15 protein-coding genes are annotated in these 16,469 nt (G+C 67.3%); 5 read left to right on the top strand and 10 right to left on the bottom strand.

Annotation, left to right across the window (positions count from 1 at the left end; genetic code table 11):
- The first annotated feature begins 293 nt into the window (after positions 1-293).
- Both Amac_RS24935 and Amac_RS24930 read left to right on the top strand, forming a co-directional pair.
- The gene (locus Amac_RS24935; RefSeq protein WP_155356812.1) at positions 294-2,054 is read left to right on the top strand and encodes a hypothetical protein; all 1,761 of its coding nucleotides are present in this window, start codon (positions 294-296) and stop codon (positions 2,052-2,054) included.
- 14 nt (positions 2,055-2,068) lie between these two features.
- On the top strand, positions 2,069-2,539 hold the full coding sequence (locus tag Amac_RS24930; protein WP_218041262.1) for a GNAT family N-acetyltransferase: 471 nt from the start codon (positions 2,069-2,071) through the stop codon (positions 2,537-2,539).
- Between the two features lie 5 nt (positions 2,540-2,544).
- Here the strand turns inward: Amac_RS24930 and Amac_RS24925 are convergent, their stop codons facing one another.
- A complete protein-coding gene (locus Amac_RS24925) occupies positions 2,545-3,162 on the bottom strand; it encodes a TetR/AcrR family transcriptional regulator (RefSeq protein ID WP_218041261.1) in 618 nt (205 codons plus the stop codon).
- A 118-nt stretch (positions 3,163-3,280) separates the two neighbouring features.
- Between Amac_RS24925 and Amac_RS24920 the strand changes: the two genes are divergently transcribed.
- Positions 3,281-3,916, top strand: a complete 636-nt coding sequence (locus tag Amac_RS24920; protein ID WP_155356810.1) for an FMN-dependent NADH-azoreductase — start codon at positions 3,281-3,283, stop codon at positions 3,914-3,916.
- A 43-nt stretch (positions 3,917-3,959) separates the two neighbouring features.
- Here Amac_RS24920 and Amac_RS24915 read toward each other — a convergent pair whose 3' ends face one another.
- Together Amac_RS24915 and Amac_RS24910 are read right to left on the bottom strand one after the other, a co-directional pair.
- Positions 3,960-4,820: an LLM class F420-dependent oxidoreductase gene (locus tag Amac_RS24915; RefSeq protein WP_155356809.1), complete on the bottom strand. Its 861-nt coding sequence runs from the start codon at positions 4,818-4,820 to the stop codon at positions 3,960-3,962.
- 288 nt (positions 4,821-5,108) lie between these two features.
- Positions 5,109-5,453: a hypothetical protein gene (locus Amac_RS24910; protein ID WP_155356808.1), complete on the bottom strand. Its 345-nt coding sequence runs from the start codon at positions 5,451-5,453 to the stop codon at positions 5,109-5,111.
- Between the two features lie 589 nt (positions 5,454-6,042).
- Here Amac_RS24910 and Amac_RS24905 point away from each other — a divergent pair.
- The gene (locus Amac_RS24905; RefSeq protein WP_155356807.1) at positions 6,043-6,639 is read left to right on the top strand and encodes a helix-turn-helix domain-containing protein; all 597 of its coding nucleotides are present in this window, start codon (positions 6,043-6,045) and stop codon (positions 6,637-6,639) included.
- Positions 6,626-7,876 (top strand): MFS transporter, encoded by a 1,251-nt coding sequence (locus Amac_RS24900; protein ID WP_155356806.1) that lies wholly within the window; start codon positions 6,626-6,628, stop codon positions 7,874-7,876. The genes Amac_RS24905 and Amac_RS24900 overlap by 14 nt, the downstream gene beginning before the upstream one ends.
- A 22-nt stretch (positions 7,877-7,898) precedes the next feature.
- Here the strand turns inward: Amac_RS24900 and Amac_RS24895 are convergent, their stop codons facing one another.
- From Amac_RS24895 to Amac_RS24870, 7 genes are all read right to left on the bottom strand, one after another.
- Complete coding sequence (locus Amac_RS24895) at positions 7,899-8,183, bottom strand: hypothetical protein (RefSeq protein WP_155356805.1); 285 nt, start codon at positions 8,181-8,183, stop codon at positions 7,899-7,901.
- 595 nt (positions 8,184-8,778) lie between these two features.
- Entirely contained in the window at positions 8,779-8,907 is a 129-nt protein-coding gene (locus Amac_RS57400) for a hypothetical protein (RefSeq protein WP_281356337.1), read from the bottom strand.
- 339 nt (positions 8,908-9,246) lie between these two features.
- The gene (locus Amac_RS24890) at positions 9,247-9,870 is read right to left on the bottom strand and encodes a DUF6624 domain-containing protein (protein WP_174900219.1); all 624 of its coding nucleotides are present in this window, start codon (positions 9,868-9,870) and stop codon (positions 9,247-9,249) included.
- Positions 9,871-10,246: 376 nt separating this feature from the next.
- On the bottom strand, positions 10,247-11,245 hold the full coding sequence (locus Amac_RS24885) for a YxiH-YxzG fusion protein (RefSeq protein WP_155356804.1): 999 nt from the start codon (positions 11,243-11,245) through the stop codon (positions 10,247-10,249).
- Positions 11,246-11,379: 134 nt separating this feature from the next.
- Positions 11,380-15,048, bottom strand: a complete 3,669-nt coding sequence (locus tag Amac_RS57395) for a PDDEXK-like endonuclease domain-containing protein (protein WP_170322630.1) — start codon at positions 15,046-15,048, stop codon at positions 11,380-11,382.
- Positions 15,049-15,092: 44 nt separating this feature from the next.
- Positions 15,093-15,989 carry an aminoglycoside phosphotransferase family protein gene (locus Amac_RS24875; RefSeq protein WP_174900220.1) on the bottom strand — a complete coding sequence of 299 codons (897 nt, stop codon included), beginning with the start codon at positions 15,987-15,989 and terminating at the stop codon, positions 15,093-15,095.
- 57 nt (positions 15,990-16,046) lie between these two features.
- A complete protein-coding gene (locus Amac_RS24870; RefSeq protein WP_155356801.1) occupies positions 16,047-16,397 on the bottom strand; it encodes a helix-turn-helix domain-containing protein in 351 nt (116 codons plus the stop codon).
- Positions 16,398-16,469: the final 72 nt, after the last annotated feature.

Here is a 16,469-nt window from a genome sequence, read left to right as displayed (position 1 = left end):
GGCACGTCTCGAGGGTCGGGGCGAAGCCAAGGGCACGCAACTCGAGGGTCGGGCGGGCGAAGCCCGAGGGTGTTCTCGGGGGTCGGGGCGGAGCCCCGGGGGGATACCGAGGGTGGGTGGGTGGGAGTTCCACGGCAACCACTGCACGACCAAGTCAGACGGCGACCGACCGACATTTCCGGGTGAACCGGACGCTTTCCGAGCATCCCTGCCCCAGGCTGAGCGCGGGCTCTAGTATGCACGAGCCGCGTTCACGTGACTACGCCACGTGATCCAACCTGGGAGGGACACTCGTGGGCAGGTCGATCAAGGGGAACTCCGCCCTGGCCCGGCCCTATCGCGACCTCGTGTGGCTTGCGTACCTGACGCTGCCCCCGGACGGCGGCGAGCGGCGGCTCGTGCTCGCCCACCGGCTGGCCGCCCGCGCCCTGCTCCGCCACCCCGGCGACCTCCCCGCCGCCCGCCTCCGGGTGCTGACCCGCGCCCTGCGCCACCGCCTCCGCCCATGGCTGGGCCCGACCCGCCGCCTGGAGGTCGTCCCCGCCATCGTCCGCAGCGGCGAACACGCGTTCACCACCTCCCTCGAATCCCTCCCCGCCCCAGCCAGAGCCGCGTACGCGATGACCCGCCTGGAAGGCCTCCCCCCTGAGGAAACCCGCCGCATCCTCGGCCAGGCCTCCGTCCCCGAACCCTCCATCGCGCTCGCCCTCGTCGACGCCCTCGAAGACGAGCACGGCTCCGCCATCCCGCACCGCCCCGCCGCCGACCCCACCCTGGCCCGCGTCTACGGCCGTGCCGCCCCACGCTGGCTGACCGCCCTGGGGACCGTGCTGCTCCTGCTGGGCGGGGCGAGCATTCCGTACTGGCTCGACAACGGCACCCCCGCCACGGGCGCGACGGCCATTCTCACCCTCCAACGCGTACCAGCCGAAACCTGGCGCACCACCACAACCCTGGACATCCGCGCCTGGCATCCCCGAGGCGCCCTGATCGACGACCGCCACCTCACCACCCGCGCCCTCCGCGCCTGGCAGGGTTCGGTACGGCCCGAGGCCCTCTACGGCGTCTCCCCCGCCCCGCCCACCACCGACCCGCAACTCCTCTACGCCGACCGGGTCGACGGCGGCACGATCGTCCTGATGCGCGACCCGGGCAGGATCGCCCGCTACGCGGAAAGCCGCGGCGTCGCGTCACTGGAGATCTTCCCTGAACCTCGCCCCAAACCGGACGGCTCAAGCCCGCTCAAACTATCCGGATCGCGGTACCTGCTGCCGCCGTGGGTCGAGGAGGTCTCGGCCGCCACCCTCAGCCGGCTCGGGGCACGCTGGCGAACGATCCCGGTGTCGGGGGGCGTGACCGCTCCCATCCCACCGGTACAAACCGGCGCCTGCTGGCGCGGGCCGGTCCTGCGCCTCCGGGCCCCGGCGGTCGCCGGCGGTCTCCCGTACACAATGATCGACTTCGGCCGGTTGGCTCTGGCCAACATCTATCACCAGCCTCCGCCGCCCGCCGAAATCGACCGCTCCGGCCCTCCGGAGATCGAGAACCTCGCCGCTTTCAACGTCTGGGCCTACCTCGGCTGCAATCTCCCGTTCCCGCCCACCGAAGTCCAAGCCGCCACCGCCTGGGAATTCTGGTCGGGTTCCCTGCCCGAGCAGGCCACCGGCCGCTGGCTCTGCACCCGTTTCACCAACACCGACGGCACCAACACCACCCGGGCCACCCTGCTCGCCTACGCCCAAGGGCATACCACCGCGATCCCGACCGGGGAGCGTACGAACACGTGGGACTGTAGCCGTCTCGAACACGACATCGTCTCCGGGACCTGGTGGAAAGCCCCCTCCGGCCGCTGGCACTACCTCGCTGGAGCCAGCCGCCAGATAACCCAGCTGTCCATAACCGGCCTGGGCGTCACGGATGTCATCGCCAATTCCACCTTCGCTTTCGCTCCCGGCCCGATCGGGGGCACCACTCCTCGGACCAAAATCACCCTGAAAGCCGTCACCTCCGAGGGCGATGTTCCGCCAACCTTCCAGCAGACGTACGAGCCCTGACTACAGTGGTCGCGGTGACCCAGGTGAGCCTGCAGCCGATCACTGACGCCAACCGGGCCGCTGTGGTGGCGCTGGACGTCACCCCGGCCCAGCAGAACTATGTGGCCGGGGTGACCGACTCCCTGGCCGACGCCCTCGGCTCCCCCCAGGCGATGCCCTGGTACCGCGCCATCTACGCCGACGGCGCACCGATCGGCTTCGTCATGATCAGCGACAACATCCCGCCTGGGGATCCCACCTTGCTGGGTCCCTACTTCCTCTGGCGACTGCTGGTCGACGCCCGCTACCAAGGCCGTGGTTACGGCCGCGCGGCGCTAGACCTGGTCATCGCCTACCTGAGCACCCGCCCAGCCGCCCACGAACTCCTGACCAGCGTCGCACCGGGCGAGGACAGCTCCCCACTGGGCTTCTACCAGCACCTGGGCTTCCAGGACACCGGCGAGTTCTTCGACGGCGAACGAGTCCTCCGGCTACCCCTGCGCTGACGCCGTCAGGGTCGGCAGGTGCGTTGGATGAGATCGTGCCAGCCGCGTGCGGCCCGTTCCTGGGTGTGAAGGGCGTCGTCGGCGATGTCGGTCGCTGACAGGTAGAGCAGGAAAGGGCCTTCCAGGGCTGCGGAGAGCTGAATGGCCAGGATGTCGAGGTCGGCGGCGCCGAGGGGGATCTGCCTGAGCAGCATGCGGATATGCATCCGGGAGAGGCTCATCTCCGTGCCGGCGGGTACGGCTTGGCGGCCGTCGATTGCGGCACGGACGATCTCGCGGTGCTCGATCATGAATGCGACTCGGGCCTGGCCGTAGGCGATCAGACGATCCAGCGGCGGAGCGCCCGGGCCCAGCGGCGGCGGCCCGGACAGGAGCCGCTCCTGGAAAATCTGCTCGTCGTCCTCGATCAGCGCCACGAAGATCCCTGCCCGGGTGCCGAATCGGCGGTACACCGTCCCCTTGCCCAGGCACGCCCGTTCGGCCAGCGCGTCCATGGTCAGTTTGTCCACACCCTGCTCAGCGAGCATCTCGCGGGCCGTGGCCAGCAGTTGCCGCCGGTTGCGTACGGCATCGGCACGCTCGGCGCGCGGCGCTCCCACCAGGGGTAGGACGGGTCGATCCACAGGACTCACCCTACCGCCGGAATAACAAGCGGGGTAAAGTCCGCTTATGCTTACGTGCGGCGACACCGCCGACAACCGCCGGGGGCATCCCGGAATGTACAGAGTTGGAGAAACGCCGATGAGCCTGTTCCGTCTGGACGCCAGCATCATGCCCGCCTCCTCGGCCAGCGCCGAGCTCGCCGACCTGGTGGAAGCCGAATGGTCCGCCGCCCGTCCCGGCGAGCCGGTCGTGCGCCGTCACTTGGGCACCGATCCGCTGCCGGCCGGTGCCTGGACGCTCGCGACCACCGCCGGCTTCGTCCCCGAAGACCAGCGCAGCCCGGCTCAGCGCGACGCCCTGGCCCTGGCCGCCGCGCTGAAGGCGGAGTTGACCGACGCCGACGCCGTCCTGCTGGCCGTCCCGCTCTACAACTATGGCGTTTCCCAGCACTTCAAGGCCTGGGTCGACCTTGTCATCGCCGCGGCCGGACCTGCCGACGCGGGCGTGCTCAAGGACAAGCCCACCGTGCTGGTCACCGTCCGCGGCGGCGGCTACGGACCCGGCACCCCCCGCGAGGGCTGGGACCACTCCACGCCCTACCTGCGGCGCATCCTCGCCGACATGTGGCAGGCCGACCTCACCGTCGTCGAACGCGAACTCACCCTCGTAGGCGTCAACCCCGTCCTGGACCACCTCAAGGACCTCGCCGCCCAACGACACGCCGAGGCCCGCGACACCGCTCACCACACCGGCCGCGCCCTGGCCGCCGAATAACCGTGCCGGTGCTCAGAGCCTGAGCCGCCGCGCGAACACGTTCCTAACCGATGTCGGCGAGCCGGGGCGTGATGCGTTCGGCAAGCTGTTCGGCGAAGGCGACCGGGTGCCTGTCCGGCATCACCTGGATCTCGCTCACGCCCAGCTTGGCGTACTGCTGGGCGTCGGCCAAGAACGCGTCGGGGTCGTCCAGTGTCGGGCCCATCGCCGCCACGGTCTTCTCGATGGCGTCGTAGTCGCGGTTCTCGGCGGCGCAGTGCGTGCGCAGCACCTCCAGCTTGCGGGCCACGTCGTCCACGCCGGTCGCGAACAGGTTGCAGGCATCGCCGTACCGGGCGACCAGCAGCAGTGTCTTCTTCTCACCGCCACCGCCGACCATGATCGGCAGCTGGCTGCGGCCCAGCGGGGCCGGGACGCACAGCGTCTCCTCCAGCTGGTAGTGCCGTCCCCGGTAAGGGCCGTTGTCGTCGCTCCACATCCGCCGGCAGATCTGGAGCGTCTCCTCCAGTCGCTCGAACCGCTCGGCGACCGGCACCACCGGCACGCCGAGGCCGCGCTGCTCGCGCTCGTACCATGAGGCGCCGATGCCGAGCTCCGCCCGCCCGCCTGACAGCACATCGAGCGTGGTGACGATCTTCGCCAGCAGGCCCGGATGCCGGTACATCACGCCGGTGACCAGTATCCGGAGCGTCATCCGCTCGGTCAGCGCCGCCACGTACCCGAGCGTCGTGTAGCCCTCGAGCATCGGCTCCTCGGCACGCTCCATCTGGAAGTAGTGATCCATCACGCTGAACGACGAGACTCCCGACTGCTCGGCGATCCGGGCGGTCTCCGCCAGCGTTGAGGCTATCTGTGCAGGATCGTCCGGAGTCGAGTAGTTCCAGTAGTGAAATCCGAGTTTCACGCCCAACCTCCCGATCGTTGCCGCGGTCGCGTCCCCGAGGCCGGTGCGGCCAGGCCGCAGAACGATCGTATGGAGCTGGAGCTCACTCCAGGCAAGTCACAACCTCGGCAGTGAGATCGTGTGCACACCCTGCCAGGACGATCCGCCGATGCCGCGCTGATCGTGGCGGTGGACAGGCGCAGGTCGTCGACAATGATCTGACCTGATCACCGGCGCAGCGGAGCGAGGTCGGCCCCACCTGGCCGGGCCTGTCCGGGGTAACCATCCGGACAGGCCCGTTCTGGCGTCTTACTGGGAGCACGTTCTCTTGCCCGCGTTGAACCCCGCGGTAAAGCCTATGTCGTATGCCTCGTCGTCGGAAATTCTCCCGTGCCGGAGGGACTGGCCGCACTTCGCGCCGGCCTCGAATCCCTCGGAGTAGCCGTTCGCACAGACCTTCTTTTGCTTCTTCTTGAGACTCTTGCAAATGGGCGGCGCGACCTTCGAGGTCGCCGTGACATGATTGTCGCCGGCGCTTACGGACGTCGGAACGACTGAGGCTTGCGAGGTTCCGATCGGCCCGAACACGAGGGCGGCGATCAGCGGACCGGCGAAGAGCAGACGTTTTCCGTGCATCCTCATCTCCTTCCTCATGAAGACACCCGTTCCTTGACTGGCGTCGAGAGGGCACCCTGGATGGCCTGGTAGAGCCGATCCTCATGAAGACGAACCCTTGGGACGTTCTGCTTCCACACCCTCTCGAATAAGGGCCTCTTGGCTGTGGACCCTAATTTCCGTCGCCGCCCGTTGGCAATATCCCCCCCGACATTGCCGCCTTGGGCAACGCGTTCTACCATCATGTAGTTCGATTATCGGCGCGTCCAGACGGTTGATTTCAATATAAGCACGGTTTTGCCTGTTGACCCATAAATCTTCGAGGGCTTAACTGACGCGAAGGGGCCCTGCCCGTTTACGGCGGGCGCCCGTATCGGGTTCGTGGGTTCGACCGGAATCAAACCTGCGCCTGCGCCAAGGGACCACGTGCCAAGGCGTTGCCATGGCACTGCGACGGACCGCGCCTCCGACGAGTCCCAGCATCTGCTGATCATGTCGTTCGCCGGCAGGGGCGAGGGTCTGACCGGCTTTACAACAGAGCAATAACTATTGCACAAGATATGTTGTGTAACTCATAGTGACTGCCTAGGGTGAGGGTAAACGGACAAACCGGGCGTAGGTGATCTCGATGAGTGACAAGGAAACGACCAAGGGAGTCGAGAGCATCACCGCCTTGAAGGCCTTCGCTCATCCATTGCGCATTCGCCTTTACTACGCCCTGCGTAACACGAAAGTGGCCACGGTGTCCTATCTGGCAGATGCGGTGGAGGCGCCTGTCGCTCAGGTGAGCTACCACCTGCGCCAACTCCACCAGCACGGGTTCATCGAACCCGCCCCGCAGCACGCGAGGGACGCCAGAGAACGCTGGTGGCAGCTGAGCAACCAGCGGCTGCGCTGGCACGCCTCAAGCGTGCTGGACGAACCCGAAGCCGCCGCCATGGCGACAATGATCAGGAACAGTGCCGTCAGCGAGCAGTACCGCCTCATCGGAGAATTCAACGAGAGCGCGGAATGGGACACCGGATGGCTGGACGCGGCCTTCATGGCGGACGGCACGATCGATCTCACGCACGCCGAGCTCACCGAAATGCACGCGGAGCTGATGGCGGTCGTCGAACGCTACACGGCACTGTCCAAACGCCAGCCCGCGCTCCCCGGGGTGGAAAGAGTGATGTACGTCCTGCACGGATTCCCCGTCCGCCGGACAACCGATGACCCGGCGTGAGGCACCGCATCCCTTACGGCGACGAGCCCTCTTCCTGCTCTGGATAGCCAGCTTCTGCACCGAGGTCACCCGGTGGGCGCTGCTCATCGCCCTGCCGTTGTACGCGCTGTCGATCACGAGATCCGCCCTCATCACGTCCACGGTCGCCATGCTCGGCCTCCTGCCGAGCCTGCTGCTCACGCCGCTGGCCGGGATCCTGGCCGACAAGTGGAACCGCTCACGTTTCATGGCCTGCCTGACGATCTCCCGAGCGCTCCTGCTGCTCCCGCTGCTACTCGTCCACGACAGTCGCCAGTTATGGATCGTCTACCTGGTCGTAGCGACCGAAGCCGGGCTCACGGCGATGTTCGAGTCGGTGAAGAACGCCATGGTTCCCTCGGTGGTCGAAGCCGACCAGCTCATCACCGCCAACGCCTCGATCAGCCTCAGCAGCAACCTGGGACGGCTGGCCGGTAGTCCGCTCGGTGGATTCGTACTGGCCTGGACAGGCATTCCGGGCATCGTCGCCGCCGCTGTCACCCCGCTGATCATCACCGTCCTGCTGGTGCTCGCACTCCCCCGCGCCAGAGCCAACGCGGTCACGCAACCGGCCTTCTGGCGAGGAGCCTCGGCCGGGCTACAACTGATCCGGCACACCCCCGCCCTCCGGGCCGTCGCCGTGGTCCTGGGCCTCTTAGCCCTCGCGCAGGGCATGTTCGTGATCCTCTTCCTGCTGTTCGTCACCGACCTACTCGGCGGCGGCGAGCCCGAGGCCGGCCTCCTGCGCGGGGTCCAAGCCGTAGGCGGGCTACTCGGCGGCGCACTGACCGCGCACCTCGCCCGCAAACTCGACATGCGCCGCCTGATGACCTACAGCTTGCTCACCTTCGGTCTACTCAGCCTGGTCATCTGGAACTCCGCCTCAATAACCACCGCGATGTGGTTCTACGCAGGGTTCTTCACGCTGAGCGGAGCACCCAGTGTCTGGATCATGGCCGCCTGGCTGTCGGCGGCCCAACAGGCGACCCCCCACGAGTTCCAAGGACGCGTCATGAGCGCCCTGTTCGCCCTCTCCGACGGGCTACAGGCGGCGGGCCTGATGCTGGCGGGCGCACTGGCGAGCCTCCTCCCCACCCTTGCCCTACTCAACGGCCAAGCACTGCTGTTCTTCCTGGCAGCGGCACTCTTCTGGCGAATGCTGGCGACACCGACGTCCCTTCGCCGGGAGCGCAGCACACATCCAATCAACGCTGAATAGCCCTTCACTTCAGCGCGTGCCGTCAGCGGCAATCCTCGAAATAGCCGTGGCCGCCCGGGCAACGGGGATCCCAGTGCACGCCGTAGCGCATCAGTGAGGTGGCCAAATCGGGGTGAGCGGCAGCCCAGACGTCGTCGAAGAAGAACCACTGCCGGTAGCCGAAGAAGCCATCGATATGGATCGACATCTGGGCCATGTGCTCGCCCTGCCGGATGAGCGTGCGCTCCGGATCACGGCCTTTGGAGGCCTCGAACCCCTCCAGCCGGCGTAGAGCGCCCCCGTGCGCCTGCGGATGAGCGCTATACATCTCGGATACCTGATGTTCCCATATTCCGCGCTGCGCGCGGGACTCCCCTGATCAAACTCCCACCTCAACCACTCAGGGACCAAGGTTTCCCACCTTCTATCCCGAGGCAGGAAGGGTAGCGTTTAATGCATGGATCCCCCTCCACAGCCCCCAAACATTGATCCGCCCACCCGGGCCGGAATCACGATGCCACCCCCGCAGGACACGCGAAAAGCCGCTATTCCTGGGGCGCCGAACGCTCAGCAGCGCGCCGATCTGGCGGCGATCGCTCGACGTTTAGCCAGCAGACACAAAGAAGAAAACCCGGCAAATATCCGCTACATCGCATCGACACGTCAGGAAGCACTTGCGGAAACTACGGCCTCACGCGTAAGCGGGGACGCGAGCGTCTACGTGATCCAGATGGAGGGAAACTTCCTAAGGCACACTCGGCATGGACTGAAGCCAATCGTGGGCAACTCCATAACGATCATCGTCGATGCCGAGACGGGACAAGTCACAGACTGGAGCATGTCACCCAGGTCCCACGATTTGTCTCGACTGGGACAAGCAGCGGCTCTGTGAGCTAATGGCACGACGATCAAAGGTGGCTGGCTCAGTAGGCGTCGATCTCGTCGCCTTCAAACGTCCAAAGGGTCGGGTGGTCTCCCACGCTCCAGAACGTGATGCCGTCGCGCGAGTGGACGATCTCAACGGGAGCGGATTCGTCCTCTTCCAGCTTCACAACGATGCACTTGTCTTGATCAAGGTGGTACTCGGTAGCCCACGGCTCGAAGACAAGGAGCAGTGGATGATCCTGGGCTTGAACACGGAGTTGGACCGGACTCGTACGACCCGAGAAAGGACACCTCGGCATTCGGGAATTCGCCATTGGCCGCCTCCTAGGATCTCAACGCCCGACGGCACGCTACCACCCGCTCTGATCTTCCCGTCTGCCTCGTCCCATGCGTAGGGCAGCAAGCCGTTGACCTTCCACGATCATGAGGTGCCAACGGTCAGGGACGGGCTTGCTTCGGAGGATCCGATCTGCTGGGCTCCGTCTGGGACGTGGCAGGCGGGACGATCAGCCCAGCCATTGGCGCACCCGGCTCTTGCTCCTGGCGATCATCCCGGAGCCGAAGTGCCCCCGCCGGAGGCTGCTCCTTGGCCGCCACCGGGCATTGCGGGATGACTGCTGCGGTGAATAGGTCGCCCGTACCGCCTGTTCATTGAGGTGAAAGGGCTCCAGGCCGATCTGTGCACGCCGTTCGGCGAGGTGTTCGGCGTCCTCGATGGGAAACGGATGGAACCCCGTGTGGTCCTGAACGAATTGGGTGCCATAGAGCTGCGGGCGACCAGCATGGACGCGAACTCGATCTTCAAGGTAGGCAAGGTTGCGGACAGGCGCATCACCTTGGGCAACCGCGGCGGTGAGCGCGGCATGGAATTCTTGTTGGATCGCGGGGGATGCGTCGGCGTGCTGGGCGAGCAGCCAGGCGGCATGCGCGGCCTTGGTGCCGACCAGCGCTATGCCTGGCCAGCCTTGGGTCCGCACGATGGTGGCGAGCCAGGCGGTGTTTTCACCATCGGCTTCGGACATGCGAGCAAGATTGGCGTTGGTTCGCTCGGCGATGACGGCGAAGCGGATCTCCTGGTCGCGGGCTGCTCGCCGAAGGAGTTCAGCGCGCAACTTCCTGTCGATGCGCATGATCGGAGTTTGTGCGCGGGCAGGATCGTTTTCAAGGTGCAGGACGGTGGGAGCGGAGCGTCCGACGCCGATCCGAAGGATGCCGTAGGCGCTGCGTAGCGGGCGGGGCCGGTGGTCGGAGCGCCCTGGCGGCGGCGTGCCGGTGGTCGGCGCGTTGGGTTGGTACGGCGTGGCGGCCGTGCGGCGATGCCCCGCGTGACGCCTGCGCCGTGACCGGCCCCCAGGCCGCAGCTCAGCGCGGGGCACGACAGCGACAGGGCGGCACTGATCTACCAGCACGCGACGAAAGAAGCAGATCAGAAGATCGCGGATGCCCTGAGCGCCTCCCAGGACGCTCCGGCCACCAGGCCGCTCCGGGGTTCGTGAAGAGGTCGGCTCATCCGGTCGTGAGGGCCTTGAGATCCAGCTTGAGCCAACTGTGCCCGGCGACGACGTGGAGCTCACTCCCTCGGCCCATTACGGCCGCATCTTGGGGAATCGACCGCCCGTCGGGCATCACCAGCCGGGCGTGACGATGCGGCGAAAAGGCCTCTCCCTCAATGGTCCCGGCAACGACCCGGTGCCGGTCTTCGCCGTATCCTCCGATGAGTACGGCACTGCCATCCGCGACCACAAGCGCGTGAGCACCCTTCACCTCATTGGCCCAGCCGGTGATCGTGCCGGCCCGGACCCGCACGATGGGGAAATCGGTGTAGTAGCAAGCCCACGCCTCTTCTCCCGTCACGTTCAGGGCGTAGCAATCAGTAATCACACCGAACTTGTTGTTGTACGGGTATCTCCATGCGATACCGAGGTCAGGCGTGAAGCGAATCAGCCCGGGCTGGCCGATGGGGTCGAGACCGCCTGGAACGCCCCACCCGAAGTTGCCGACCACCCCTTCATCGAAATAGCTCACCCATATCTCGCCGGACGGGGTGGTCTGCACGTCTTCGATTCCGTCTCCCAGAACGCCCTCTCGCACGAGTTCGCCGTCCACGGTGTATATCGCGGCGTTCGGCTCGGCTGCTCCATCACGCAAACGGCATCGGGCGCCCACCAGGAGCACATCTCCCCTGGGAAGCGGCTGGACATACGTATGAGCGAGTGACTGCTCGGCGATGGGCACCGTCATCACCAGATGGGGACGGTACGTGGCGAAATGCACCGAGACGGGCGCAGCCGTACGAGCCTCGGGAAAGGACGCACCGCCCGGCTGGACAGTCCGTGCGGAGATGGCGTCGGCGTTCTCCTTCGACGCCCACAGGACCACCATTTCTCCCTCCGGACCTGGCGCCGCCGTCACCATAACCGCACCGTCGTACGGTGGGATCAGCTCCGCATGATGGCGCAGCCTCACGATGTCCGTCTTCCGATCTCTTCTGATCCGCCCTCGCATGGGGCATACGTTATTGACCGCGCCAGAGGATCACGAGCGAATATGCGATGCGCCCGCAGGAGGCCTACCACACTGCGCGTGGTGTCAGGCGCACCAGGTTCCGCAGGGCCACGCGAACCCGCCGGAACTGCGCGTCACGGATCGCGGTCGAGCGGTGTGGGCGGGCGGGGAACCAGGTCGGTTGTCGCGGGCGGGTGTGGTGTCGGGTCGGGGGGTTTGGTGGGGGTACGGGCGAGGGCTTGGGCGTAGGCGGTGCGGAGTTTGGCCAGTTCGGCTTGGGGGTTGTGGAACCAGTTGGTGGACCAGACGCGGTGGAAGCTCCAGCCGAGGCGTTCGAGATGCTCCTTGCGGAGCCGGTCGCGGTCGCGGACGCTGCGGGAGGCGCGGTAGGAGGTGCCGTCGGTTTCGATGGCGAGGATCATCTGGCTGGGGTCGTCGGGGTGGGTGGCCGCGAAGTCGACGCGGTAGCCCCCGACGCCGTACTGCGGGACGACGCTGATCCCGAGCGCGGCCAGCTGGTCTCGTACGTCGGCCTGGAACGGGTCGAGGTCGTCGCGTCCTGAGGCGTCCGCGGCGGTGCCGCCGGATCCGGCGTAGGTGAGGTAGTCGGCCAGCAGCCGGGCCCCGGCCTTGGTCAGCCGGTCCGGGTCGACGTCATGGCTGGAGAACGAGCTGACCAGGGTGAGCCGGCGTTTGGCTCGGGTGGCGGCCACGTTGAGCCGCCGTTCGCCGCCGTCGCGCAGCAGCGGGCCCCACTGGTAGCGCATCCGGCCGTCGGGGTGCTTGCCGTACCCGATGGACAAGATGATCGCGTCACGTTCGTCGCCTTGGACGCGTTCGAGGTTCTTCACGAAGAACGGCTCGGCCTGGTCCTCGCTGAAGAAGCCTTCCACGTCGGGGCGGTGGGTGAGGCGGGCGCGCAGCTCGGCGTCGATGCGTTCGGCGTGCCGCAGGCCGAGGGCGATCACGCCGAGGGACTCCTCGGGCCGGGTCGAGGCATGGTCCAGGATCAGATCCACGACCTTGTCGACCTCGGCGGTCACCGAGGTCTCCTGGCCCTTGTCCGGGGTCTGGCTGACCACGACGTGCGTCAGGCAGTCGTCGCGGGACACGCCGGGGAAGGTGGTCAGCGCGCCGCCGTAGATGCGGGTGTTGGAGAACGCCACAAGCCGTTCGTCGCGGCTGCGGTAGTGCCAGGTCAGCGGGCAGGTGGGGAGCAGCGGGCGGAGGGCGTCGAGGACCGATTCGAAGCCAGCGCCGAACGAGACGAGGTCGTCCATGTCGTCCTCGGCCTCCTCGTCGCCGACCTGGCGGAAGAAGTTGGTGGGCGGCAGCTGGCGGTCGTCCCCTGCGACCACGATCTGGTGGCCGCGCATGATCGACGGGATGGCGTCGGCAGGCACGACCTGGCTGGCCTCGTCGAAGATGACGACGTCGAAGAGCCGGGCCAGGGGCAGCACCTGGCTGACCATCAGCGGCGACATCGCCCAGCATGGCTTGAGCGCGAACAGGACGTCCCCGGCCTGGTCCAGGAGGCGGCGCAGCGGCAGGTGGCCGCGGCGGACCGCGGCCTGCTTGCGGATCACCCGGGCCTGCAGGGGGTGGCGGTCCTCGGCCTCGCGGACCCGTCCGGCCCAAGCGCGGCGGACCCGGGTCCGGTTGGCGGCCAGGTGCCGTACGTCGTCGACCTGGAACTCGCCGGCGATCTCGTCGAGGGCCGCGCCGTCGTAGGCAGCGTAGCGGGGGTCGCGGACCCGGATGTGGTCCAGGACGGTGGCGTACCAGGCGTGGTCGAAGACCTGTGCGGCCAGGCTGGGCCCGGCTTCCCTGCGGGCCAGACCGTCCAGGAGCGGGCCGAGGCCGAGGGCGTCGAATCGCACGCCGAGCTCGTAGAGGCGCGGTAGCTTCCACGGGGTGTCCCGGTCGGCGGCGAGCCCGGCCAGGACCGGCTCAACGTCGGGCGGAATCCGGACGTACCGGCGGAGCGCGGCCAGCTCCTGCTCGCTCTGCTCTCCGAGGGACAGCAGCTCCGCGAAACCGGACGGAAGGCGGGGCAGTCCCGCTTTGGTACGGAGATACTCCCACCCGGCCAGTTGAGCGGCGGCGGAGACGAGCGCGGTGTGCAGGTCCTCGCGGGGAGCCTTCGGCGGGCCGATCCACAACGCCTGAGCCTGGCGGCGCAGCCGGAACCGGTCCCGCAGGCCGAGCTCGGCCCCTTCGCCGGTCGCGGCGGCCAGGTCGGCGGGGCTGGAGCCGTACACGGCCGGGTCGAACAGCTCGTGGGTGCGGGCGATGCCGGACAGCAGTTCGAGCACGGCCAGCTGGGCGGGATAGGAACTCGGCGGGGTCAGGCCCAGTTCGTCGCAGGCCCGGCCGAGGCGGTCGGCCAGCATCGGCAGGGTGACCGTCGTGAGCTGGGTGACCATGTCCATGGCGAGCCGGGCGTCGAGCGGGGTGCGCAGGGCCGCGCCGTACCAGGAGGTGGCGCGTGGGCGCAGGGTGAATCCGCCGAGGTGAGCGAACTCCCGCAGGTCGTCGCGGATACGGTCGGCGGCTTCGCGGCTCATGCGTTCCGACAGCGCGAGCCGTACAGGAGTGCGGGCTTCGGCCGGGATGCCGAGCAGCGCGGACTGGACCTCGAAGGCGGTCACCCCCCACGGCTCGTGCACCTCGTGCAATGCGGTGACGTGCTGGTTGAGGCGCTTCTGGCGTTCGGCCAGGCGGCGGTGCGGGCCCTCGTCGGCGGTTCCGGCGACCTGGGCGGCCAGGTCGAGGGTGGTGCCGAGGTCCTTGGCGATGCGCTGCCTGTCCCTGGTGCCCTCGTGGATGTCGATCGCCATGTCGCCGAGCCCGGCACCCTTCAGCCGGGACAGTACGGCGTCGATGGCGGCCCGTTTCTCGGCCACGAAAAGGATCTTCCGGCCCCGGGCCACCAGAGCGGCGATGAGGTTGGCGATCGTCTGGCTCTTGCCGGTGCCGGGTGGGCCGTGGATGACGAGGCTGCGCCCGGCGAGCACGGCGTCGATGGCGCTGCGCTGGGAGGAGTCCGCGTCGAGTACGGAGTAGTCGGATTCGGGGGTGTCGTCGATGGCGGGGAAGGTATCGGTGGCCAGCAGGAGTTCCTGGGCCTCCGGGTCGCCGGCGATCGCGGCCACGATGTCGCTGTCGGCGAGCAGTTCGCCGGCTGCCTGCATGTCCCTGACCATGGGCAGTTTGGCGTAGGTGAAGGTGCCGATGACCTGCCTGGGGAGGATCTCGAATCCGGGGATCTCGGCGAGTTCGGCGGCGCGTGCGAGGTCGGCGGTGCTGGTCACCGCGGCGCCGTACATGGTGGCGAGCTTGTGCACCAGGACGGGGTTGAGCTCCTCTTCGTCGTCCAGGGCAAGCTCGAAATCGTCGTGTCTGGCGCGGGTCGGCGTGATGGTCAGGCCGCGCAGCAGTACGGGGGCCGCCGGTTCGAGGAACAATTCGTCCCAGCGGGCCATGCTGGTGGCGAGGTATCCGGCACGGATGCCGCGTTCTTCGAGCAGTTCGCGTGCCTTGCGGTGGATGGCCTGCACGCGGCGGATCGCGTCGGCCCTGACGTCGGCGTCCGTGAACAGCCGGCTGAGACGGGCCGATCCGGTGCGCAGGAACCGTTCGAGGGCGATGGGATCGGCGTCCGCGAGGTCGAGCGTGCCCGCCCTGCGATCCTTGTAGTAGAGCAGCGTGTTTCGCCCGCCCAGGTCGGTCAGGGCGGCGATCCAGCGGGCCTGAGCGGACTCGATCAGCTCGCCCCGGCGACTCTCGGTGGGTTCGGCCACCGGCCTCCACTGCCCGGAAATATCCGGATCACACCGAAAAATGCCTACACGGAAACGGGGTCGGCCAGGATGCGTTCCAGGGTGCGTCGGCCCATCCGGCACATGACCGGATTACTTTCGAGGTAGTACCAGACGACCCCCATCGCCTGTACGAAGGCCCACGCTTTGCCTCGCTCCCATTCGAGGTCGTCGCACCCCAGATCCAGGCGGAACACCTGCCGCGGCCCGGCCTCGAGCAGATGCCAAGCACCCACAAGATCTAGAGCAGGGTCGGCCGGCCCGAAGCCGCCAACGTCGAGAATCCCGGTCAGCCGCCCAGCGGACACGAGCACATTGCCGGGAATGAGATCACCATGGGCCATCACGTCGGTGGCTTCGCGCGGCAGATTTCGAAAACTCTCCCACATGAGGCGAAGCCCGCGAACGTCCAGAAGTTGTTCGCTCTGCTCGAAACAGGTTTCCACCCACCCGTCGTGGGATTGAAGGTCACCCCCTCGGCCCTGGCCGGCAAAAGTACGGCCACGCGTGTCGATTGCGCGCAGGCTCTCGATGAGATCCGCCAGGTCGTGCGCAAACGCGACCGATTCGCCCGGGTCATCGTCGGTGGCCACGACACCCGGCAACCAAGTCTGTACCGACCACGGCAGCGGATATCCCGCCCCAGGCTCACCGAGCGCAACCGGCTCGGGCGTGGGAAACCGCGTACGACCTAACAACTCGCGAGCTGCTTCCGCTTCGGACTCCAGCCACCGCCGCGTCGAGTCAACGTGCCCAGGCTGTAGCGGGAACCGAGCCGTGAAGTGCTCGCCTACACGAAAGATGGCGTTCACTGTCCCATGCGCGGCGATACTCGTGATGGGCAGACGCCGCCACTCGGGAAACTGCTCATCAACCAATGCACGCACAGTCTCCGGTGCCACCACCAACTGGTCATCGTTCATCTTCACGCCGGGAGCTTTCCGCGCCCCGACCTTCTACCGCAACGTGTTTTCCGCTGCCTATGCGGCGGCATCCATCGACTTCTCGCTGACCGGCAGACGCACCGTTCGGTCGCCGAAAAAGACGACCAACTCCAGGCGGGCTCCGAGTGCCTCCACGTAGCGGGCGATAACCTCAAGGGACGCGACCTCGCCGTGCTCGATCTGTGAGACGCGGGAAACGCTCACACCCATGATGGTCGCGACGTCCTTTTGTCCGAGCCCAAGGTGCTTGCGCGCCTCGGCAAGCTGATGGCCGCGCGCCTCGGCGAGGAGCCTCCTGGCGCCCTCCTCGATCACGGAAGGAGAGACACCGGCCTCGTGTAGTTCCCGCTCAAGGTCGGCCCAGTCCCCCGGCGTCCTCTTAGGCATGGTCACTCCTCTTCGTTGCTGGTTAGTCGGTGGAGTGCGGCTTCGCATCCCTGGAGCGTCCCGCTAGGCGCG

The sequence above is a fragment of the Acrocarpospora macrocephala genome, from assembly GCF_009687865.1.
Taxonomy (GTDB): Bacteria; Actinomycetota; Actinomycetes; order Streptosporangiales; family Streptosporangiaceae; genus Acrocarpospora; species Acrocarpospora macrocephala.
The sequence above is the reverse complement of the archived record's forward strand: the minus strand, read 5'-3'. Positions and strand labels throughout refer to the sequence as shown.

What these genes read in the sequence shown, in the direction of transcription:
- Amac_RS24890 (WP_174900219.1), bottom strand. Translation starts at nt 9,870, where the DNA reads ATGCGCATCGACAGGAAGTTGCGCGCTGAACTCCTTCGGCGAGCAGCC.
- Amac_RS24905 (WP_155356807.1), top strand. Translation starts at nt 6,043, where the DNA reads ATGAGTGACAAGGAAACGACCAAGGGAGTCGAGAGCATCACCGCCTTG.
- Amac_RS24910 (WP_155356808.1), bottom strand. Translation starts at nt 5,453, where the DNA reads ATGAGGAAGGAGATGAGGATGCACGGAAAACGTCTGCTCTTCGCCGGT.
- Amac_RS24875 (WP_174900220.1), bottom strand. Translation starts at nt 15,989, where the DNA reads ATGAACGATGACCAGTTGGTGGTGGCACCGGAGACTGTGCGTGCATTG.
- Amac_RS24885 (WP_155356804.1), bottom strand. Translation starts at nt 11,245, where the DNA reads ATGCGAGGGCGGATCAGAAGAGATCGGAAGACGGACATCGTGAGGCTG.
- Amac_RS24920 (WP_155356810.1), top strand. Translation starts at nt 3,281, where the DNA reads ATGAGCCTGTTCCGTCTGGACGCCAGCATCATGCCCGCCTCCTCGGCC.
- Amac_RS24895 (WP_155356805.1), bottom strand. Translation starts at nt 8,183, where the DNA reads ATGTATAGCGCTCATCCGCAGGCGCACGGGGGCGCTCTACGCCGGCTG.
- Amac_RS24900 (WP_155356806.1), top strand. Translation starts at nt 6,626, where the DNA reads ATGACCCGGCGTGAGGCACCGCATCCCTTACGGCGACGAGCCCTCTTC.
- Amac_RS24870 (WP_155356801.1), bottom strand. Translation starts at nt 16,397, where the DNA reads ATGCCTAAGAGGACGCCGGGGGACTGGGCCGACCTTGAGCGGGAACTA.